Origin of the sequence: Shewanella electrica, from assembly GCF_022321485.1 — a bacterium.
Taxonomy (GTDB): Bacteria; Pseudomonadota; Gammaproteobacteria; order Enterobacterales; family Shewanellaceae; genus Shewanella; species Shewanella electrica.
Genome location: NZ_JAKOGG010000001.1, coordinates 404,584 through 425,970 on the forward strand (window position 1 = coordinate 404,584; position 21,387 = coordinate 425,970).

The window sequence follows — 21,387 nt, forward strand, 5'->3', positions numbered from 1 at the left end:
GGGCCGGTGAAAATGAAACATCTGCTGGTGGCTATGACCACCGCTTTGCTGCCGCTGTTGGCTGGGCCAAGTTGGGCTCAGCAAACATCGGTCACGGTGAAAGATGGCGTCATGCAATGGCAAGATGGCTCAGAAGTTGCGTTATTTGGCGTCAACTATGCTATGCCATTTGCTTATGGTTATCGCTCGGTCAAGCAATTAGGCCTCGATCCTCAAGCGGTGATTGATATGGATGTGGATCATATCGCCCGTTTGGGGCTTGATGCCTATCGTTTGCATGTATGGGAGCGGTTGATCACCGATAAGCAGGGCAACTTGCTCGATAACGAACAACTGCGTTTGTTTGATTATCTACAGCAGCAGTTGGCGCTGCGTGGTATCAAAACCATCATCACGCCAATTGCTTGGTGGGGATCGGGTTATCCAGCGCCAGACCCAACGGAGCCGGGGTTCACCGTCGGCTACAGCAAAGTGCAGATGAATCAAGATCCCAACGCCATTGCCGCGACTGAGAACTACCTGCGGCAACTGCTAACGCATAAAAATCCGTATACCGGCAAAACCTTGGTAACGGATGACAATGTAATTGCATTTGAGCTGTTTAATGAGCCGAAACATGCTCAGTCACCGCAGCAAAGTGCCGCCTATGTGGAGCGACTGTTAACCACCGTACGCAGTTTGGGAGTCACTAAGCCGCTGTTCTACAACATTAGTGAACAGGGGCCAAACCAAGCGTTTGCCAGTGCGTTGTGTAACAGTTCGCTCGACGGGGTTGCTTACCAGTGGTATCCCACCGGTTTGGTAAAAAACTCGGCGCTTCACAGTAATATGTTGCCATCAGTCGCACATTATACCGATCCGTTTAAGTCGATCGCGGCATGCCAGCAAAAAGCCAAAATGGTGTATGAGTTTGACGCGGCTGACGTGACCCAAAGTGTTATGTATCCAGCAATGGCGCGTAGTTTTCGCGAGGCGGGCTTTCAGTGGGCGACCCAGTTTGCCTATGATTCTGCCGCGCTTGCGCAGAGCAATTCTGAGTACAATACCCATTATCTGAACCTGCTGTACACGCCCGCCAAAGCCATTAGTTTGATGATTGCCGCCGAGGAGTTTCGTCAACTGCCGCGAGGATATAAAGCGGCGGAGTATCCTGCCAGCAATCGCTTTGATCACACCGCGTTGGATTATCAAGCCGATCTCAGTTTGTATGATGACGGTCAGCGTTACTACTATTCCAACAATACCCAACAAGCGCCGCAGCAAACCACAACGTTGCAGCATATTGCCGGGGTGGGTAGCTCGCCACTGGTGAGTTACCAAGGCAATGGCGCTTACTTCCTCGATAAACAGCAAGATGGCGTATGGCGACTAGAAGTCTACCCAGATTTGTTGCCGTTACAGGACCCGCATCAGTCACCGAGTTTGCGGCGAGAAGTCGGCCGTTTGTACCTGCACCAACGGCCAATGACGCTCTCGCTGGCGGATTTGGGCGCATCATTTGCGGTGAAAGCGCTCAACGCCGGTAATAGTTACGCCGCGGTGGCGCAGCAGGGCCAAATAACGGTGCAACCGGGCGTATATCTGCTTGGCAGAACGACCAAGTTACTCAATAGTGTGCCGTCAACCCAAGCCAACTATTACTTGCCAGTTGTGCCAACGCCTAGCACAGCGTTGGTGCACCAGCCACAACGTCAACGCAATCTTGGCGATACGCTGAATTTTAGCGTACAGGTTGCGGGCCAACTGCCGCAGTATCAGGTGACGATGTACCTGCGTTATCAGGGCCATAAAGATTTTACTGCACTGCCAATGTCAGCGGTGAGTGGCGACACTTACCAAGTGGACTTACCGAACGCCGCTCAATGGCAACAGCCTGGCATTCTGGAATACGCCATCAGTGTCAGTGATGGTCAGCAGCAGTTAACTTGGCCGGGGGCCAAACAAGGTACACCAGCCGACTGGGATTATGTGGATGGCGGTTATTGGCACACCTTACTTACGCCGAAAGGCACGCCGGTGACATTGTTGGCGCCAGCGACCGACCAAGGGGGCTATTACACTCCGAAAGATACCGTCTCTTGGCCAGCCACGGCGGCGACCGCTGAAGGCGCCACGCTAAAACTGGCGGTCGATCAGCAAGCGATACAACGTGGCGGTACGTTATTGCGCACGGATCTTGCCAACGATAACCAACTGAGTGGTCGCCAGCTTGGCGGTTATAACGCGCTGGCGATGAGGATACGTTCGCTCGGTAAAGATGACCGCTTGCAGTTGGGGGTAATCGCCGATGATGGGTTAGCGTGGGGCACAGATTTCCCAGTGGCGAATCAATGGCAAACCTTGGTGTTGCCGCTGGATAAGCTCAAGCCAATGGCGACGCTACTGGGGCAAGCTTTCCCTACGTTTATGCCGGTCACCGTCGGACCATTTGCTACACAAACCTCCTTTAGCGCTGATGCGATAGCGGGGCTGCAACTGCTGTTGCCACCGTTGGGACCGCATCAAACAATGCAAACTCGAGGTATTGAAATTGCAGAGATCGCACTGGTGCAGATGTAACTCAAACGCTGTTGAGTGTTAGTGTTTGATCTTTCAATGCGAACGCGCGATGAACGAGGTACAGTCTGCAGGCTTCGCTAATTAAGCACGCTGACTGCGACCATGCTCAACGACTTAGCTGACAACATCGACATCGCGGGGAGTCTCACGCTGTGTCGATGTTTTTATTGGGAGATAATGGTTGGTTGATCGTGCTTTCAACGGCTTAACTCAGCAAAAGCTGGCACTTGGCGCCGGATTTTTTGCCATGTTGTTTGCCAGCCATAGTGTGCCAGTGTTGGCTATCCCGTTTTATCAGATGCAGCTGGGCGTTGACCCATTTCTATTGAGTTTAGCGTTAGCATTACCTGTGGTTGCCGGCACAGTGATCACGCCTTGGGTCGGTTATATCAGCGACTATTGGCCACCACTTGCTGGTAAACGGAGGCCGCTGATAATCGTCGGCTGCTTATTCAGCACATTGCTATTTGGCTGTATCTGGATGGTGCCAGCACATTGGCCCATGTTGTGGCAACTCAGCTACTTCGGCTTTTTTTACCTGCTGTTTTCTCTCGCGGCGGTGTTGGTCTCCGTTCCTACCACGAGTCTGAGCTACGAAATTACTCATGATGACTCGCAGCGCGCTGCGATTATGGAAGTAAATACCTACTTCATCAAACTGGCCTCGGTGTTATATCAATGGTTGTTTCCGCTCGCCAGCCTAGCCATTTTTGGCTCGGTTGTGCTGGGGATCAAGTGGGTGGGATGGGGCGTTGCGTTGCTGCTGATTGGTGGCATGGGGCTGTTACCTGCATGCTTCTGTAAAGCCAAGACCTGCATCAGTCATATCACCCATGCTAAACCTCGGTTTGTGGCAAGTTTGCAGCACTTAGTGCACCACCAACGGCTTCGACTACTGATGGCTATCTGCCTATTGCAGCTGGGTGGAAGTGTGTTTGCCGCCAGTATGGATTATTACCTTCTGGTGTATTTTGTCAGCCAAGGAGACATCGCCGATGGCGCTTATTTGAAAGGAATACTGTCCAGCGCCTATGCCATCGCCGGTTTTGCTAGTGTGCCGTTAGTCAGTTATTTACGCCGCCGCTTTGGCTCGTTAGGGGCGTTGCACTGGATACTGGTTCTGTCACTTATCGGCGGCATTGCTAAGTGGTTTCTGTTTGTTCCCGGCATCGGTGCGTGGATTGCGCTGGACTCGTTACTGTGTACCAGCGTCTGGACCGCAATGACGACTCTAGTACCGATCTTAAATGCTGATTTGAGTGATACAGAAACCCAACGACAGCAGCATCCTACCGCAGGCATGTTTGCATCCATATACAATAGCGCCACATCCATGGCGAGCATTCTGGCAATATTAGCCTCTGGTGCCGCGCTGAATTTCATTGGTTTTGATGCCGCACAAGGGGGCCATCAAACCGAGAGTTGCATCACCGCTATGCGCCTGATTTTGGCTGGTGGAACGGTGTTGTTTGGGCTCCTATCCTTGTGGTGTTTACGCAGGTATCATGTTGCCCCAAAAGGTAAATTTGTTGTTAGAGCAGACCGCTGACAAGAGAAACGTTATGGTAACAATCAAAGATGTCGCCCGAATCGCTGGGGTTTCAACCGCTACGGTCTCGCGAGTCATTCACAACGGCGGTCAGGTAGGCGATGCTTGCCGCGCCAAAGTCAAAAAAGTGATTGCCGAACTGGGATACCAGCCAAACGCCAACGCACAGGCCCTCGTGAGTAAGACCACCAAGGCCATTGGCGTTGTGACTCCACGTTTGTCGATGTCATTCTTTGGCACTTTAGCCAGCGGTGTCGAAAACGCTGTCAGCGAGAACGGCTATAAACTGCTGATGGCGAACTCGCTGTACGAGACACAATCAGAGCTGGATGCCATCCAGTCACTACGGCAGCACAACTGCCGCGCCATTATTTTGCACAGCGAATACTCCGACGAGGCCACCCTAATCCGCCTCGCTGAGGAGATCCCCGGGCTGGTGTTGGTCAATCGCTATATTCCACAAATCGCCAATCGTTGCGTATGGCTGGATAACATTCGCGGCGGGCAATGGGTCACCGAATATTTGTTAGCGCAGGGGCATCAACAATTTGCCGCCGTCACCAGTATTTATCAAAACCGCGACCCAGCAGAGCGCCTGCAAGGCAGCCGCCAAGCCTTGATGGAACAAGGGTTGTCATTGCCGCCTGAACGCGTTGCCAAAAGCACCGCCAATATGGAAGGTGGCGAACAGGCGGTCAAAGAGCTGTTGGCACGTGGTGAAACTTTTACAGCGTTGCTGGCCTATAACGATTTAATGGCCATTGGCGCGATTCACGCATTATTTGCCGCAGGCATTCGCGTGCCAGAAGATGTCTCCGTGGTCGGATTTGATGATTTGCCCGTTGCCAGAGCGTGCCGCCCAAGGCTGACAACGATGCATTACCCCATTGAAGAGATGGCCGCTTATGCGGTGAATCTGGCGATCAAACTCAGTAATGCCAATTGCCAGCCAACCGGACAAACCTATCTGTTCATGCCACATTTGGTGGAGCGTGATTCGGTAACAAAAGCCAGTCGCTAGCAGCTCAGCCCGTGTTGGTGCACGTTGAGCGATTCACATCGTTTGAATTCCGCCGAACCGCTATGCCGTAATGTCGCCACTAAGAAAGCAATTCGGTGGCGCGTATTGATACCGGATATTGGCGTATGCCGCGAATACTGCGTAAGTTGCTTCAGTAGCACATGGGTAACACAGTAATCACCCAGTGAATTTTTGAATATAAATGAGTGAACGATAGAAAACAAAAAAGCCTGTAAAAACAGGCTTTTTTGTTGAATTTGATGGTGGCCCCTCACGGACTTGAACCGTGGACCTAACGATTATGAGTCGTGTGCTCTAACCAACTGAGCTAAGGGGCCGTGCTAATACAAAATATTAAGCGCGTCAGAGTATACGAAGTTTCGAAAGGGTTGTCACCCCGCTTTTTGCTGAATTGAACTGTAACGCTTTCAATTGGTTAAGCGGTAAACACTTGTCGAGTTTGGGCAATAAAAAACCCCGCGTTGCGGGGTTTTTAGTGATTAGCTAGCGATTATTCATCGAGGAACGATTTCAAAATCTCTGAACGGCTTGGGTGACGCAGTTTACGCAGTGCTTTGGCTTCGATCTGACGAATACGTTCACGAGTAACGTCGAACTGTTTACCCACTTCTTCCAAAGTGTGGTCGGTGTTCATGTCGATACCGAAACGCATACGCAGCACTTTTGCTTCACGTGCGGTCAAGCCTGCTAGCACTTCATGAGTTGCTTGTTTTAAGCTCTCACTGGTCGCGCTGTCCAGTGGCAGTTCGAGGGTAGTGTCCTCGATAAAGTCACCCAGATGTGAATCTTCATCATCACCAATTGGGGTTTCCATAGAGATTGGCTCTTTAGCGATTTTGAGCACCTTACGGATTTTGTCCTCAGGCATCATCATGCGCTCTGCCAGCTCTTCTGGTGACGGCTCACGTCCCATCTCTTGCAGCATCTGCCGTGAAATACGGTTCAGCTTGTTGATGGTTTCAATCATGTGTACCGGAATACGAATGGTACGTGCTTGGTCAGCGATTGAACGGGTGATTGCCTGACGGATCCACCAAGTAGCGTAAGTCGAGAATTTATAACCACGACGGTATTCAAACTTATCTACTGCTTTCATCAAGCCGATGTTACCTTCTTGGATCAAGTCCAAGAATTGCAGACCACGGTTGGTGTATTTCTTAGCGATAGAAATAACCAGACGTAAGTTCGCTTCAACCATCTCTTTCTTCGCACGACGAGCCTTGGCTTCACCGATTGACATGCGACGGCTGATATCTTTGATGGCCATGATGTTAAGGCCAGTTTCTGCTTCTACGGCTTGCAGTTTGGTGTGGCAGCGCAGTACATCTTCTTCCACATTTTTCAGGGCGTCAGAGTAAGGTTTGCCAGCAGCAATTTCGTCTAAGAACCATTGTGGGTTAGCTTCGTTACCGCTAAACAGCTTAACGAAGTTTTTCTTAGGCATTTTTGAGTGTTCAACACACAGCTTCATGATCAGGCGTTCTTGTACACGCACTTTATCCATCATGTTGCGCATGTTTTTCACAAGACGATCGAACTGTTTTGGTACCAGACGGAACTCTTTAAAGATTTCGCCGATTTCAAACAGTGCTCCCACCGACATTGGGTGGTTACGACCTTTTTCTTCGATAACTTTCAGTGTGTTTTCAAAAGCTGTGCGCAGTTGAGTGAAGCGTTCACGCGCTTCTTCAGGATCTGGGCCTTTGTTGCCTTCATCCTCACTGTCGCCATCTTCGTCTTCATCTTCGTCGTCATCATCCATGTCGTCTTCGTCGTCGAGATCTTCATCTGACAATTCAGAACCGATATGGGTAGCGCTTGGCCCAACGTCATCTTCATCGGGATTGACAAATCCAGAGATAATGTCAGACAAACGAATTTGGTCCGCTTCGTACTGGTCGTATTGTTCCAGAATCATTGAAATGGCTTGTGGGTATTCAGCCACAGAGCTTTGTACTTCGTTGATACCTTCTTCAATACGCTTCGCGATCAGGATTTCACCTTCACGGGTAAGCAGTTCAACTGTACCCATTTCGCGCATGTACATGCGGACTGGGTCAGTGGTGCGGCCCAGTTCGTTTTCTACCGATGCCAATGCTGCTGCAGCTTCTTCTGCTGCATCATCGTCGGTGTTGTCTTCTGACATCATAATGTCATCGGCGTCCGGTGCTTCTTCAAACACACGAATACCCATGTCATTTATCATCTGGATAATATCTTCGATCTGGTCAGAATCGACCATGTCAGCAGGCAGATGGTCATTGACCTCGGCGTATGTTAAGTAGCCCTGCTCTTTACCTTTTGCAAGCAACAGCTTGAGTTGCGACTGCGGAGTATGATCCATAGATATCATCCAAAACTAGGTAACTGTTACAACGGTTTACGGCAGTTAAGGCTGCCGCGCAAACCATCAATTATATACTTTTGCACCAATCTGTGCCAGCGTGAAATTGTGCTCTGACGCTCGAAAAACTTAATGTTGCGCTTTCATGGCGCTTATCAGCTTTTGTAGCTGGACCTTTTCTTCTCGGGTCAGATCTTGTTTCATGCTTAGTGCTTGGTAACGCTGCTCAATATATTGATTAGTGAGCCATACCAAGGTTTCCTTGAACCCTTGCTGTAGATGCTCATCCGCCACTTGATGCTCCCATTGAGCGACTTTTTTCAGGGTCGAAAACTGTTCGGTATCCCGATAATGTTCAAGTAGTTGTGCGCTGGTCATCGTGCTAGCACGGGTTAAATCCAGTAATTCCATTAACAGCTCTACACCCGGCATTTTCAGGTGTTTTAATGCCGGCTGCGGCGGCAGTTGATAACCCAAGCTTGGTTGTTGTACCACGAGGGCTATCGCTAATCTCAGCGGCGTACCGCGTCCTTTTAATGACGGCGATGATAGGCGCTTTTGTTGGCGTGATTTAAGCCCCAACATGCGTTTCATCTGCTCGGCATTATCCATGCGCAAACGGCTGGCGAGTTGTTCCAGCATCATATTTTGCAGCACTTCATCCTGAATTTTTTCAATCAAGCTGCTGGCATGTTTAGCCAAGCTGGCTTTGTCGGCGCCATGTTGCTCGGTGAGCCCATTAAAGAGTAGTTCTTCAATGGTGATGGCGCGGTCAATTAATTGCTCAAATTCGGCTTTGCCGACTTTACGCACCATCGAATCTGGGTCTTCACCTTGCGCTAAAAACATAAAGCGTACGGTGTCGCCTGGTTTCATCAGCGGCAGGGCGGTTTCCATCGCACGCCATGCCGCTTCTTTACCGGCGTTGTCGCCGTCATAACAACACACCACTTCTTTGGCGCTGCGTAGCAACATTTGAAACTGTTCACTGGTGGTGGACGTACCAAGAGACGCCACGGCGTAATCAATGCCAAACTGTGCTAACGCTACTACGTCCATATAGCCTTCAACGATCATTACCCGTTGTGGGTCGCGGTGTTTTTGCCGCAGTTCGTATAAGCCATAAAGTTCGTTGCCTTTATGAAATATGGGCGTTTCTGGAGAATTCAAATATTTTGGTGTGCCATCTCCAAGCACGCGGCCACCAAATGCCACCACACGGCCACGACGGTCGCGGATGGGAAACATCAATCGATCACGGAAGCGGTCGTAACGACGGCCTTGGTCGTTGGCAATCAACATGCCCGCAGCGAGCAGTTTCTCTTGGGCATCGTTGCTTTTGCCTAACGTATTGAGAATGTTGTCCCAACCGTCTGGCGCATAGCCGATGCCAAATTGCTCGACAATCTCTGCCGAGAGACCACGCTTTGCCACGTAGTCGTTTACTTGCTGTTGCTGTGGATGATGCTTGAGTTGCGCCTGAAAATAGTTGGCCGCAGCTTCCATGAGTTGATAGAGATCGCGACTTAACCCTTCGTCCCGGCGGGGGCCGTTGCCACGCTCGCGCGGGACTTCGAGTCCCAATTGGCCGGCAAGTTCTTCAATAGCATCAGGAAAGTCCAACCGATCATATTCCATGACAAAGTCGATAGCGTTGCCATGAGCGCCACATCCGAAACAGTGGTAAAACTGTTTATCGCGGCTGACGGTAAATGATGGGGATTTTTCACTGTGGAACGGACAGCAGGCAGCATAATTTTTGCCCGCCTTTTTCAAGGGAACCTTGCGTTCTATCAAGTCAACGATGTCTGTGCGAGCAACTAGCTCATTGATAAAATCACGAGGTATAGCCATTTATCTACCGGTTAAAGTTGAACCGATGTAAACAAACAAGCCGCGCTGTTGCACGGCTTGTTCATACGTTAAAACACCATTATTGCAGTTTGGCTTTTATCAGTGCGCTTACCGCACCCATATCCGCTTTACCTTGCACTTTAGGTTTTAACGCTCCCATTACTTTGCCCATATCCGCCATGGATGAAGCGCCAGTTGCGGCGACCGCTTCGTCAATCAACGTTGCGATTTCTGCTTCCGTCAGCGGTTGGGGTAGAAATGATTCAATCACTTCTACTTCCGCAGCTTCTGCCTGCGCCAGCTCCTCACGTCCTGCTGCTGTATATTGCTCTATAGCATCACGACGCTGCTTCACCATTTTGGTGAGCACAGCCAGAACTTGAGTATCATCCAGAGTTTCGCGGGTATCCACTTCAATCTGTTTGATTGCTGCCAACGCCATACGAATAGTCCCCAATCTCACCTTATCTTTGGCGATCATGGCCTGCTTCATTGCGTCTTTTAGCTGTTCTGTCAGAGTCATAATAGGATTAGTATAAACGTACGCGACGTGCGTTTTCGCGAGACAGCTTTTTAGCCAGACGTTTTACAGCAGCAGCTTTTGCACGTTTACGAGCAGTAGTTGGCTTTTCGTAAAACTCACGGGCGCGAACATCAGCTAAGATGCCAGCTTTTTCGCAAGAGCGCTTGAAACGACGCAGAGCAACGTCGAATGGTTCATTTTCACGTACTTTAATAATTGGCATACGCCATCACCCCTTAGGTGTTAAGTTTGTATTGACCCAAGATTGAGTCAAGGGTTTTAAAATGGTGCGAAATTCTAAACCGAGTTGCCCCTGTTTGTAAAGCACTGCTTGATAATCTGCTGATGCAGCAACAATTGAATCCAATAGGCTATTGGCTGTAGAATTAGCGCCCACTTTTTTATGTAGTTGGTAGTCAGAATGCGAGTACTCGGCATCGAATCATCCTGTGACGAAACAGGCATTGCGGTTTATGACGAGCAGCAAGGGTTGTTGTCCCATGCTTTATATAGTCAGGTAAAATTACATGCCGATTACGGTGGCGTGGTGCCAGAGTTGGCGTCACGTGATCACGTGCGCAAGATTGTACCGTTGATCCGCGAAGCGTTGGCGAAGGCCGATACCACTATTGAACAGTTAGATGGCATCGCTTACACCAAAGGCCCGGGGCTGATTGGTGCGCTGTTGGTGGGCGCTTGTGTGGGCCGTTCACTGGCGTTTGCGTGGGATAAACCCGCGGTAGGTGTGCATCATATGGAAGGGCACCTGTTGGCGCCAATGTTAGAAGCCGATGCGCCGGAGTTTCCGTTCATTGCGCTGTTGGTTTCTGGTGGTCACTCAATGTTGGTGGATGTCAAAGGCATTGGCCAATATGAAGTGCTGGGTGAGTCGATTGATGATGCCGCCGGTGAGGCGTTCGATAAAACCGCTAAACTGATGGGTTTGGATTATCCCGGTGGCCCACGTTTGTCTAAATTGGCAGCGAATGGGCGTGAGGTTAATTATAAGTTTCCACGGCCGATGACCGACCGCCCAGGTTTGGACTTCAGCTTCTCTGGGCTAAAAACCTTTGCCGCTAACACGATTGCTGCGCAGCCTGACGATGAGCAAACGCGTGCTGATATTGCTCGCGCGTTTGAAGAGGCTGTGGTAGATACCTTGATGATTAAGTGTCGCCGCGCCCTGGAGCAAACTGGCTATAAACGTTTGGTGATTGCGGGCGGCGTGAGTGCCAACCAACGTTTGCAGGCTCAGCTCGGTGAGATGATGCAAAAACGTGGTGGCCGTGTGTACTATCCGCGTGGTGAATTTTGTACCGACAATGGCGCGATGATTGCCTATGCTGGCTTGCAACGTTTAAAAGCGGGTGAGCGAGAAGACTTGGCGGTGAAAGGACAACCGCGTTGGCCGCTAGATACCTTAGCGCCAGTATAAATTTGGCTAGCGATGAAAAAACGGTGACCGAGTGTCACCGTTTTTTATTGCGGAACATCTTAGGTTCTTCGCCTTTTAGCAAGCGCAAAATATTGTCTTTATGGCGCAAAATGATCAGCGCCGATAACATGCTCACTGGCAGAATAAAGCGGTCATCAAACCATAAGGTGTAGAAGGGCGCGACCAGTGAGGTCACAATTGCCGCCAGTGAAGAATAGCGGCTGAACAATACCACCACTAACCAGGTTCCCATCAAGCTGACGGCCATATAACTGATGGGGGCCATGGCTCCCAGTGCCGTTGCTACGCCTTTGCCACCTTTAAACTGAAAGAAGATAGGGTACATGTGGCCGATACAGGCGCAGATGGCAATAATCCCCAGCCAAAAGCCATGAATGCCCAGCACATAAGCGCCATATGCGGGTAATACGCCTTTTAACATATCGAAGAAAAATACCAAGGCTGCGGCCCATACACCACCGATGCGTAAGACGTTAGTAGCTCCGGGGTTTTTTGAGCCTTTGCTGCGGGGATCTGGCAGGCCTTTTAGACGACACACCAAGATGGCACTTGATATCGAACCCAGCAAATAGGCGACAATGATCATGATGATGATTAACAGTGCTGAGCTCAATTTGGTGTCCTTATCGTCTTAGGGTATTATCGCGCCCACTACGCGAATACACGATGCGATTTTTCGCGGCGCGAATAGGCTATCACGACTTGGGCTATAAGGCTTTAATCTCAAAGTCTTATCCTACTCAAAGTTATGCTGACTCGAAAGCCTAATAGTGGGAAAACTCGTCCTGAGCGCGCGATTATAGCGGTAATGTTGTATTTTGCTTATCAGACCTCCAAGGTTAAGCGGGAATTTAATGGATAAAGTGTTAATTAGAGGGCTGCGCGTCGATACAGTCATCGGGATTTACGAATGGGAAAAGCAACTGCATCAGCAATTGCAAATCGACTTGGACATTGCGTGGGACAACCGAGCTGCGGCTGAACATGACGATTATAGTAAGGCACTATGCTACGACACGGTCAGCAAACGCATTGTGGCATTAATTACCGCAAAGCCGATTGAGCTGATCGAAACCGTGGCAGAGAAAATTGCCCAGTGTTTGTTGTCAGAATTTAACACCAGTTGGGTGCGAGTGCGGGTAATGAAACCCGGTGCGGTGGAAATGGCCGATAACGTCGGTGTTGAAATTGAGCGCAGCAGGTAATTCAGCGCATGGCAAAAATCTATATCAGTATTGGCAGTAATATAGAGCCACACCGCTATATTCGCCTTGCAATCAAAGAGCTAACACAGTTATTAGGCCCGCTAGCGTTATCTTCGGTATATGAAAGTGAAGCGGTAGGATTTAACGGCGACAATTTCCTCAACATGGTTGTCGCTGCAGATAGCGACCTCGCGGTTGACGAACTGGTTCACCAATTTAAGCTGATCGAGCGCCGCAATGGCCGCGCCGCGAACGCACAAAAATTTGCCCCACGCACTTTAGATCTTGACCTATTACTCTACGATAATCAGGTCATTAGTTCGCCAGTTGTGTTGCCTCGCGCTGAAATTCTCACCAATGCCTTTGTTTTGTGGCCGTTAGCGGAACTTGCACCCCAATTACAGCATCCAACCACCGCCATGAGTTATCAAACCCTGTGGCAACAATACGATAAGTCACAACAACGTTTGTGGCCTATTACTTTTGACTGGCAACTGTGACGCCTGTTTTTGAGGATAAAAATGGAAACGTTTCAAGTAGTAATTTTGGCGTTGATTCAGGGACTGACTGAGTTTTTGCCTATTTCGAGTTCGGCGCATCTGATTTTGCCTGCCCAATTGCTTGGTTGGCCCGATCAAGGGCTATCGTTTGACGTGGCGGTAAATACTGGTTCGCTGCTGGCGGTAGTTATCTATTTTCGTCGTGAGCTGTGGACCATGGCGGGCGCTTGGAGCGTTAGCATTGTCAAGCGTGAGTCTTCGGCGGAAAGTAAATTAGCATGGTGGATTATTTTAGCCACCATTCCTGCCGTTATCTGTGGTTTTGCCTTTAAAGACTTTATCTCGACTAACTTACGCAGCTCTGCGGTGATTGCCACGACCACTATCGTATTTGGTTTACTGCTGTGGTGGGCTGATTATGCCGGTAAACGCCAACTGTCTGAGTATCAAGCCGGATGGAAAAAGGCGCTGTTTATTGGTGTGGCGCAAGCGCTGGCGTTGATCCCCGGAACATCGCGTTCAGGTGCCACCATGACCGCTGGACTCATGTTAGGGTTAACCCGTGAGGCGGCCGCAAGATTTTCGTTTTTGATGTCGGTGCCGGTAAGTTTAGGTGCCGCTATTTTGGTGACGAAAGACTTGCTGGAAAACCCGGCGGCGATTGATACCCATGCGCTGATTTTGGGCACTGTGTTGTCATTTGTTTCGGCCTATGCGTGTATTCACTACTTTTTGAAAATCATCAGCAAGATGGGCATGTTGCCATTCGTGATTTACCGTTTGGCACTAGGACTGTTTTTGGTGGGATTCCTGTTGTTCGTCTAAGGGCGTGGCGATTGCTGCGCTGAAGATAAGTGCTAGATTGGCGAACCGTGGTGTTTTAGTTAACCGCAGCGTTGTCGTTACGTCACGTTGATGAGGCTAACATGCCATGGTTTTCCCATTTCAGTGTGGGGATGAGACTGCTGTTTTGGGCTGTGTAATGAAATGAATAGGCGGTGTTCGCCACGGCGGCAGGGTGTCGCTAGTCTTTCCTTCTGTTCAGCCTTCCATCGCTATTTTTCAGGCACTAAAAACAAAATCGGCAACACAGATGTGTTGCCGATTCGCGTTGTAGACGGTGTCTCTATTACTTTTTGTAACGAGAAGCAACGTTGTCCAAACGATCGTTAGCGCGTTTTGCTTCTGCTTGAGCATCAGCAGCTGCAGATTTTGCATCTCTTACGTCAGCAGCCAGTTTGGTTTGCTCAGATTTCAGAGAGCTAACTTCAGCAGACAGCTGGTCAACTTTTGAACCCAAGTTTGCAACACTTTCGTTGATAGCGTCAGTGTTAGCACAACCACCGAGCATAGCAGTCAGAGCAACGCCAGCAATCATAAGTACTTTTTTGTTCATGGAGAAATCCCTTTTAACAGAGTTTTGGTTTTAGTGGTTCGACCCCGGAAGATCGATCCTGTGTATTATCTCATAGCCAAAATTCATTTGGCTATGGGGCTATGAAAATAAAGTATTATCTACGATATCGAATGAGGCAATAATTGCAACCTTTACCGCCAATTTACGGATTTTTCTGGAATATTTCCCTAATTCCGCCGTTTTTAAACATTCTGATTGAACTCTGTTAACAGCAATTTGATTATTGTAGTTCTAATTTTAGCAACCTGCTCTTTTATCTCTGCACCTTTATATCCCGCCGCCAATATAGGTTTTATATCCACTGCTGATGTTTGGTCGAATATTTGCTGCAATAATGGCCCTTGCGGATAGGGTTGGTTTTCTAAACCAGTACGTCCTTGGGCATCAGCTTGGCATACGCTAATCAGTTGCGTTACCCGGTGTGGTTTACGCCAAGCATCGATTTGGTCTAGTTTGCGTAAAACAGTGCTTGGTTTGAGTTGCGGCAGGTTATGGATATCTTGGTGCAGATCACTGGCGAGCAGCGCTAGGTCGCGATACTCATTAGGTACGCGTAAGCGCTGACACAGCTCCCTTATCGGCGCCTGTCCCGCTTGACCGTGACCATGGTGTTTCGGCAGCAGTTCCTCTGGTGTTAGTGCTTTGCCTAAATCATGTAAAAGTGTGGCAAAACGGACTTGGGCATCGTCGCTCAGCTGTGTGGCGCATTTTAGTGACATTAAGGTATGTATACCCGTGTCGATTTCAGGATGCCATTGCGCCGGCTGTGGCACACCAAACAGTGCGTCGATTTCTGGCATGACGTGGGCTAATGCGCCGCAATCGCGTAGCACTTCTATAAACACCCACGGCGATGGGGTATTAAGTGCGCGTTCTAACTCTTGCCACAAACGCTCGGCGCTTAATGCTTCTAACTCACCACTTTCGGCCAGTTCACGCATTAATGCCATGGTTTCTGGTGCGACGGTAAAGCCAAGGTTGGCATAACGTGCGGCAAAACGGGCAACCCGCAACACGCGCAGTGGATCTTCGACAAAGGCTGGCGATACGTGGCGCAATACTCGCTGTTGTAAGTCTTGTTGACCGCCATAGGGATCAAACAGTTGTCCGTGTTCATCTTGGGCGATGGCGTTGATGGTCAGGTCGCGCCGTAGTAAATCTTCTTCCAAAGTGACTTCTGGGCTGGCATCAACGGTAAAACCACCATAGCCACGGCCCGTTTTACGTTCTGTGCGGGCGAGGGCATATTCCTCTTGCGTCTTAGGGTGCAGAAATACCGGAAAATCCTTGCCCACTTGGCGATAACCTTTGGCAAGCATCTGCTCCACCGTTGCCCCCACGACTAGATGGTCGCGGTCTTTAATTGCAAGTCCTAATAACTGGTCTCTAACGGCGCCGCCAACAAGATAAAATTGCACGATAACTCCTTAAAACGTTTGACGTTGCCAGCATAACATTACCGTGTACAACCAAGCACTTTTTTAAGCGCGGCACATTTACTGAGCCAGAGTTTTGACAATCTTTAGCCATGTCTTAAACTGGTCGGCAATTCAGGACATAAGGACTGCCCAGCCCCATGTATAAGGCGTTTTTTGGACTCTCAGATAACCCATTTTCTATTGCTCCTAACCCTAGCTATCTCTTTTTAAGTGATCGTCACCGCGAAGCGTTAGCGCATTTAACCTATGGCTTAGGGGAAACGGGCGGATTTGTGTTACTCACTGGCGAAGTGGGTACCGGCAAAACTACGGTTTCACGTTGTTTGCTCAGGCAACTGCCGGAAAACACTGATACTGCATTTATTCTCAATCCGTCACTGACGGAATTGGAGCTGCTGGCGACCTTGTGCGATGAACTCGGCATTAAATATGGCGAGAACCCGACACTAAAACAGCTAACAGACCTGATTAGCCAGTTCTTGTTGAATAATCATCAGGCTGGCCGCAACACGGTGATGATCATCGACGAGGCACAACATCTGCGGGCTGAAGTGTTGGAGCAATTACGCCTGTTAACCAACCTCGAAACCGATACCAAAAAGTTGTTGCAGGTGATTTTGATTGGACAGCCTGAGCTACAACATCTGTTGAAACGTCAAGAGTTACGCCAGTTAGCGCAGCGTATTACGGCGCGCTACCATTTGTTGCCGCTGACAGAACAAGAAATCAGCCTGTACGTGCAGCACCGTTTGCGTGTCGCTGGGCGTAGTGAGCCTTTATTCAACCAAGGAGCGATTAAGGCGTTACATCGCTACAGTGGCGGTATTCCGCGGGTGATCAACTTGTTGTGTGAACGGGCATTAATGGCTGCTTACGGACAGAACCGCACACCGATTAATAAGCAGATGGTTGCTGCCGCTGCCACCGAGGTGCTAGGCGAGCCTGTAGGCAAAGGTAAAGCGCCGTGGCTGTGGGGCAGTGCTGCGGGAGTGTTAGTCGCCGCCATCGCTACTGGCGTTTGGTGGTGGACTGGGGCTGACCATCTCGCTGCTGCACCCGCTGAGACCGTGGTGAACGCCACGGTGCAACCTGCGGTACCACCGCAAACCAACGTCGCTAGCCAACTACTGACCAGTGCCATTGCCAAGAGCCAAGATATTGATACCGCATATGCGGGCTTATTTGCCTTATGGGGCGAGGCGCCGTTTGTGGGCGTGTCGGCGTGCCAGTCGGCGCAGCAGCTGGGCATGGTGTGCGCGCAACAGCAAGGCACATTGCCGCAACTGATTGCACTCAACTATCCCGCCGTGGTTTATCTCAAATCTGCCGAGCAACTGTTTTACGGCGTGCTGGTGAAAAAACAGCAGCAACAACTCTTACTGCAACTGAATGAACAGCAGTTCTGGGTGTCACAAAGCTGGTTCGAACAGCACTACATCGGCACCTATGAGGTGCTGGCGAAGAAAACGGCAGACACTCCGGCGCAAGTCACGCCAAGTGCCAATCTTGAACAAGTGCAATGGCTGGAAAATAGCTTGGCAAAAGCGCAGCAGCGTTCACCTCGTGCCATGAGCTATTTTGATAGCGAGTTAGCGCAATCGTTACAACAATTTCAAACTGCGCATCAATTGCCAGTAGATGGACGTGCCGCGGCAGATACCATTGCCGTACTCGCTTTATATAACAGCCACCAAGGGCCGCAGTTAGTGGCTGGAGACCGCAGTTAATGTCGATTTTATTAGATGCGGTTTCGCGCTCTAAGCAAGAGCAGCAAGGCGAACAGATTGATCCGGTGCTTGCTCCGCGCTTGCCAATAACTCATCCGCAGCCACACGATAAACGCTGGATTTATGTGGTGTTGCTGGTGCTACTAACATTGTTAGTGTTAGCCGTGGTATGGCGTTTAGTCGCTCCCGTTGCTGCGCCACAGCCCGCTGCGAATATTACGCCGATAGTCGTTGCCGAGCCCGTCACACCGCCGCAACCTGAGGTCGCGTTAGCGGGTAAGGTCAGCTTGCCGATGGCGAAAGCCTTGCCAGCGCCAAAACCGAGTTATGTTGAGCCAGAAGTGACTGCGCGTGTGGTGGAGGATGTGCCCAATGAAGCTACCGATGACGTCGTCACTGCTTCTGAGCCAGAACCGATCATCTTAGGTGCTGGTGCAAACGATAAAGGCTTAGCGATGTTACGCCGCTTGCAAGCGGGTAACACGGAGGCAGACGATAGCGCGGCTAACAATAATGCAGCTGCGGTTAACGAAACGGAAGTCAACGATGAGTTGGTCAGCCGTTTTCAAGCGGCGTTAAGTGAGGTTGAGCGACGTAATGCTTTGACGCAATCAGACGATCCTTTGCCAGATAATCCCAGTGCTAAGCCAGCGGCGCCAGCGCGTTATCCATCTTATGGTGAACTGCCAGCAGGCTTGCAACTGCAAGTGCCAGAATTCAACATTACGGCGCACATGTATGCGACCGATCCGAGCAAGCGTTGGCTTAACGTGGACGGTCAAGAGTTGCAGGAGGGCGATAAGATCAAGCAGAAGCTGACCATTAAAGAGATCCGCGCCAACGATGTGATACTCGAGATCCAAGGGCAAGATTTTCGTGTGCCCGCGATTTAATCGTTAGTTCGCCAACAAAAAAGCGCCAGTTTATCTGGCGCTTTTTCATGTAATGCTCAGTGGTCTTTATGAGATCCAATGACCGATGAATAGCGTTAACAGGTAACCACCGCTGTAGCACAGCAGTAATGCTGGCACATATTTGAGATATGACACAAAGGTCAGTTCCTCAATCTTGCTCATGGCGATGATGCCTGACGCTGAACCAATCACCAGCAGCGAGCCGCCGACACCTACCGCGTAAGTCAGCCCTAACCAGCCAGCCAGACTCAACTCCGGTGACGCCTTTAATAACGCCGCCGTAAGGGGCACGTTATCGAGCAGCGCTGACCCCATACCGGTAACATAGTTAGCAATATCTGGATTATGGGAAGCATATACCGCTGCCAGTTGCTCCAGTACGCCAATCTGTTTAAGCATGCCAACTAACAGCAAAATACCTAAGAAGAACAGCAAAGTATCAAACTCGACTTGGCGAATATATTCGAGGATGCGGATCTCTTCGGTATCGGTGTGTACTGTTTTACCGACCAAAAACATCACTGATAAGCCGGTCAAGAAGGTCAGCACGGGAGGGATGGCAAAAAAGATGTTGAGCACCATGGTCATCACAATGGTGCTGACAAAAATCAGCGCAATAATCACATCGACGGTTTCCACCGTTTGGGTGGTGGTGTTGGCATAGACGCGGCCACTTGCTTTGAAAGAAAACAGCACCGACAGCAATACCACACTGGCGGCAGCAGGGATGACGAGCATCAACAGGTCACCCATCTTGACGTGACCATCTAAGAAGATCATCAAGGTGGTCACATCACCCGTAATCAACGAGACGCCGCCCGAGTTCACAGCAAAGATAATCAACACCGCCATGCGACGACGAATATTGCTTTCCAGTTTAAAGGTGGTCAATAAACCCAGTGAAACTAACGTGGCGGTGACGTTATCGCAGATGGCGGACAGCAACAGCGAAAATATGGCTACCTGAATCATCAACAGACGTACATTGATACTTTGTGGAAACAGCTTGCCGACCACAATTTGGATCATGCCTTTGGCGTTGAGGTAGGCAACAAAGGTCATGGTTGACATTAAAAACAGCCATAAAGTGGCGATTTCTAGCAAGTTCTCTTCGAGTTGTTGATCGACGGCGCTGGCATCAGTCGCCGTAGGGGCCGCGATAAACAGCGTTATCCAAGAGATACAACCAAGAAACAGCGTGGTTTTGGCCTTATTAATATGAGTGACTTCCTCAAAGATAATACTGAGCAGCGCCAAAACTGCGAGCAGTAGTAGAAACGTGTTGAGCATGGTGGTTCCATCCGTATTTGCGGAATGCCTGGGGGGCTGGTTGGTCACTATGCCGTGGGTGAGCGAGTTGTTGTCGCTGTGAATAACCGCAGCACATATGTGACGAAGCGCACGGATTTGAACACGCCGTAGCACGCAGGCGCAATATTACTTAAGTCTTAAATTAGGCTTAATTTGTGGTGGCGTTATTGGTAACTTATTAATCTGTATAGTGTTCTTTAGGCAATAAAAAAGGCCCATGACGGGCCTTTTAGACACGTTGCGTGATTAGCCTTTGATGCGGGCAAAAACGCGATCAGCGGCGTCCAGTGTGGCTTTAATCTCTTTGTCGCCATGTGACAGCGACAAGAAACCTGCTTCAAACGCGCTTGGTGCCAAGTACACACCTTCGTCCAACATACCGTGGTAGAAGGCTTTGAACAGTGCCAAATCACATTTAGTGACTTGTTCAAAGTGGGTCACTTTTTCTGCATCGGTGAAGAAGATACCAAACATACCGCCAACATAGTTCACCGCCATGTTGATACCATGTTTGGCCGCCGTGGCTTTTAAGCCTTCGGCCACTTGCTTGGTTTTGTCTGCCAGTGCTTCATACACACCGTCTTTGCACAGTTCGTTCAGTTGTGCCAAACCCGCGCTCATCGCAATTGGGTTACCAGACAGCGTTCCCGCTTGGTAAACCGGGCCAGTTGGAGCGATGTATTCCATCACCTCTTTGCGACCACCGAAAGCGCCGACTGGCATACCGCCACCAATCACTTTACCCAGCGCGGTGAGGTCAGGTTTTACGCCGTAGTGACCTTGTGCACCACCACGAGCAACGCGGAAACCGGTCATTACTTCGTCGATGATCAGCAGTGCGCCAAATTCATCACACAAGCTACGCAGACCTTGTAAGAAACCTTCCACTGGCGGAATGCAGTTCATGTTGCCAGCAACCGGCTCGACGATGATACAAGCAATGTCTGTTGGGTTTTGTTCAAACAGGGCGCGCACTGACGCCAGATCATTGTATGTCGCGGTGAGCGTGTGTTTGGCAAAGTCAGCAGGAATACCTGGAGAACTTGGTTGCCCCATGGTCAATGCGCCAGAGCCAGCTTTTACCAGCAGGCAGTCAGCGTGGCCGTGGTAGCAGCCTTCAAACTTCATAATCTTGTCGCGGTTGGTGTAACCACGTGCCAAACGGATAGCACTCATGGTGGCTTCAGTACCTGAGCTGACCATGCGCACTTGTTCGATTGATGGCACCATATCACGCACTTTTTCCGCCATGATGACTTCAAGTTCGGTAGGCGCACCAAATGACAGGCCATTAGCAACGGCTTTTAATACCGCTTCGCGGATCACGGGATTGTTATGACCTAAAATCATTGGTCCCCAAGAACCAACGTAATCAACATAGGCTTTACCATCGGCGTCATAAATGTAAGCGCCATCAGCCTTGTCGATAAATCTTGGTGTTCCGCCAACACCATTAAACGCGCGAACTGGTGAGTTAACGCCACCAGGAATGGTCTTTTTGGCCTGAGCGAACAGGTCTTCAGAACGGGTCATATTGCATCCTTTTT

The 21,387-nt window shown here is 50.0% G+C and carries 18 protein-coding genes and 1 tRNA gene; 9 read left to right on the forward strand and 10 right to left on the reverse strand.

Translation table 11 applies throughout. The features are described from left to right. Positions 1 to 6: 6 nt before the first annotated feature. The 3 genes from L9G74_RS01920 (at position 7) to L9G74_RS01930 (ending at position 5,129) form a co-directional block, all read left to right on the forward strand. Positions 7 to 2,559, forward strand: a complete 2,553-nt coding sequence (locus L9G74_RS01920) for a hypothetical protein (protein ID WP_238894589.1) — start codon at positions 7 to 9, stop codon at positions 2,557 to 2,559. A 181-nt stretch (positions 2,560 to 2,740) separates the two neighbouring features. Further along, positions 2,741 to 4,108 (forward strand): MFS transporter, encoded by a 1,368-nt coding sequence (locus L9G74_RS01925; RefSeq protein ID WP_238894590.1) that lies wholly within the window; start codon positions 2,741 to 2,743, stop codon positions 4,106 to 4,108. 13 nt (positions 4,109 to 4,121) lie between these two features. Continuing rightward, positions 4,122 to 5,129, forward strand: coding sequence for a LacI family DNA-binding transcriptional regulator (locus L9G74_RS01930; RefSeq protein WP_238894591.1), 1,008 nt, complete (start codon positions 4,122 to 4,124; stop codon positions 5,127 to 5,129). A gap of 261 nt (positions 5,130 to 5,390) precedes the next feature. Here L9G74_RS01930 and L9G74_RS01935 read toward each other — a convergent pair. The 5 genes from L9G74_RS01935 to rpsU all read right to left on the reverse strand — a co-directional run bounded on the left by L9G74_RS01935 (position 5,391) and on the right by rpsU (position 10,094). After that, positions 5,391 to 5,467 (reverse strand) — tRNA-Ile (locus tag L9G74_RS01935). Between the two features lie 173 nt (positions 5,468 to 5,640). Further along, positions 5,641 to 7,494, reverse strand: a complete 1,854-nt coding sequence (gene rpoD, locus L9G74_RS01940; protein ID WP_238894592.1) for an RNA polymerase sigma factor RpoD — start codon at positions 7,492 to 7,494, stop codon at positions 5,641 to 5,643. 129 nt (positions 7,495 to 7,623) lie between these two features. Next, positions 7,624 to 9,348, reverse strand: a complete 1,725-nt coding sequence (gene dnaG, locus L9G74_RS01945; protein WP_238894593.1) for a DNA primase — start codon at positions 9,346 to 9,348, stop codon at positions 7,624 to 7,626. Positions 9,349 to 9,427: 79 nt separating this feature from the next. Beyond that, positions 9,428 to 9,871, reverse strand: a complete 444-nt coding sequence (locus tag L9G74_RS01950; RefSeq protein WP_238894594.1) for a GatB/YqeY domain-containing protein — start codon at positions 9,869 to 9,871, stop codon at positions 9,428 to 9,430. A 7-nt stretch (positions 9,872 to 9,878) separates the two neighbouring features. Beyond that, positions 9,879 to 10,094, reverse strand: coding sequence for a 30S ribosomal protein S21 (gene rpsU / locus L9G74_RS01955; protein WP_006080725.1), 216 nt, complete (start codon positions 10,092 to 10,094; stop codon positions 9,879 to 9,881). Positions 10,095 to 10,292: 198 nt separating this feature from the next. On the opposite strand from rpsU, the gene tsaD reads away from it, so the two are divergent. After that, positions 10,293 to 11,306 (forward strand): tRNA (adenosine(37)-N6)-threonylcarbamoyltransferase complex transferase subunit TsaD, encoded by a 1,014-nt coding sequence (gene tsaD, locus L9G74_RS01960; protein ID WP_238894595.1) that lies wholly within the window; start codon positions 10,293 to 10,295, stop codon positions 11,304 to 11,306. Between the two features lie 34 nt (positions 11,307 to 11,340). Here tsaD and plsY read toward each other — a convergent pair whose 3' ends face one another. Continuing rightward, positions 11,341 to 11,940 (reverse strand): glycerol-3-phosphate 1-O-acyltransferase PlsY, encoded by a 600-nt coding sequence (gene plsY / locus L9G74_RS01965; protein ID WP_275297201.1) that lies wholly within the window; start codon positions 11,938 to 11,940, stop codon positions 11,341 to 11,343. Positions 11,941 to 12,181: 241 nt separating this feature from the next. On the opposite strand from plsY, the gene folB reads away from it, so the two are divergent. From folB to L9G74_RS01980, 3 genes are read left to right on the forward strand one after another with little or no spacing between them, the layout of a single operon-like run. Then, positions 12,182 to 12,532 (forward strand): dihydroneopterin aldolase, encoded by a 351-nt coding sequence (folB, locus tag L9G74_RS01970; protein WP_238894596.1) that lies wholly within the window; start codon positions 12,182 to 12,184, stop codon positions 12,530 to 12,532. An 8-nt stretch (positions 12,533 to 12,540) separates the two neighbouring features. Next, positions 12,541 to 13,032, forward strand: coding sequence for a 2-amino-4-hydroxy-6-hydroxymethyldihydropteridine diphosphokinase (gene folK, locus L9G74_RS01975; RefSeq protein ID WP_238894597.1), 492 nt, complete (start codon positions 12,541 to 12,543; stop codon positions 13,030 to 13,032). 21 nt (positions 13,033 to 13,053) lie between these two features. Next, a complete protein-coding gene (locus L9G74_RS01980; protein ID WP_238894598.1) occupies positions 13,054 to 13,857 on the forward strand; it encodes an undecaprenyl-diphosphate phosphatase in 804 nt (267 codons plus the stop codon). Positions 13,858 to 14,161: 304 nt separating this feature from the next. On the opposite strand, the gene L9G74_RS01985 is transcribed toward L9G74_RS01980, so the two are convergent. Both L9G74_RS01985 and L9G74_RS01990 read right to left on the reverse strand, forming a co-directional pair. Continuing rightward, positions 14,162 to 14,428 carry an Lpp/OprI family alanine-zipper lipoprotein gene (locus L9G74_RS01985; protein WP_238894599.1) on the reverse strand — a complete coding sequence of 89 codons (267 nt, stop codon included), beginning with the start codon at positions 14,426 to 14,428 and terminating at the stop codon, positions 14,162 to 14,164. A 203-nt stretch (positions 14,429 to 14,631) separates the two neighbouring features. Continuing rightward, positions 14,632 to 15,867: a multifunctional CCA addition/repair protein gene (locus L9G74_RS01990; protein ID WP_238894600.1), complete on the reverse strand. Its 1,236-nt coding sequence runs from the start codon at positions 15,865 to 15,867 to the stop codon at positions 14,632 to 14,634. Between the two features lie 158 nt (positions 15,868 to 16,025). Here L9G74_RS01990 and L9G74_RS01995 point away from each other — a divergent pair, with 158 nt between their 5' ends. Both L9G74_RS01995 and L9G74_RS02000 read left to right on the forward strand, forming a co-directional pair. Continuing rightward, positions 16,026 to 17,615, forward strand: a complete 1,590-nt coding sequence (locus L9G74_RS01995) for an ExeA family protein (RefSeq protein ID WP_238894601.1) — start codon at positions 16,026 to 16,028, stop codon at positions 17,613 to 17,615. After that, on the forward strand, positions 17,615 to 18,508 hold the full coding sequence (locus tag L9G74_RS02000) for a general secretion pathway protein GspB (RefSeq protein WP_238894602.1): 894 nt from the start codon (positions 17,615 to 17,617) through the stop codon (positions 18,506 to 18,508). Before L9G74_RS01995 ends, L9G74_RS02000 begins: the two co-directional genes overlap by 1 nt. 66 nt (positions 18,509 to 18,574) lie before the next feature. On the opposite strand, the gene nhaD is transcribed toward L9G74_RS02000, so the two are convergent. Next, positions 18,575 to 19,819 carry a sodium:proton antiporter NhaD gene (nhaD, locus tag L9G74_RS02005; RefSeq protein WP_238894603.1) on the reverse strand — a complete coding sequence of 415 codons (1,245 nt, stop codon included), beginning with the start codon at positions 19,817 to 19,819 and terminating at the stop codon, positions 18,575 to 18,577. A 267-nt stretch (positions 19,820 to 20,086) separates the two neighbouring features. After that, the gene (gene hemL / locus L9G74_RS02010; RefSeq protein ID WP_238894604.1) at positions 20,087 to 21,373 is read right to left on the reverse strand and encodes a glutamate-1-semialdehyde 2,1-aminomutase; all 1,287 of its coding nucleotides are present in this window, start codon (positions 21,371 to 21,373) and stop codon (positions 20,087 to 20,089) included. Positions 21,374 to 21,387: the final 14 nt, after the last annotated feature.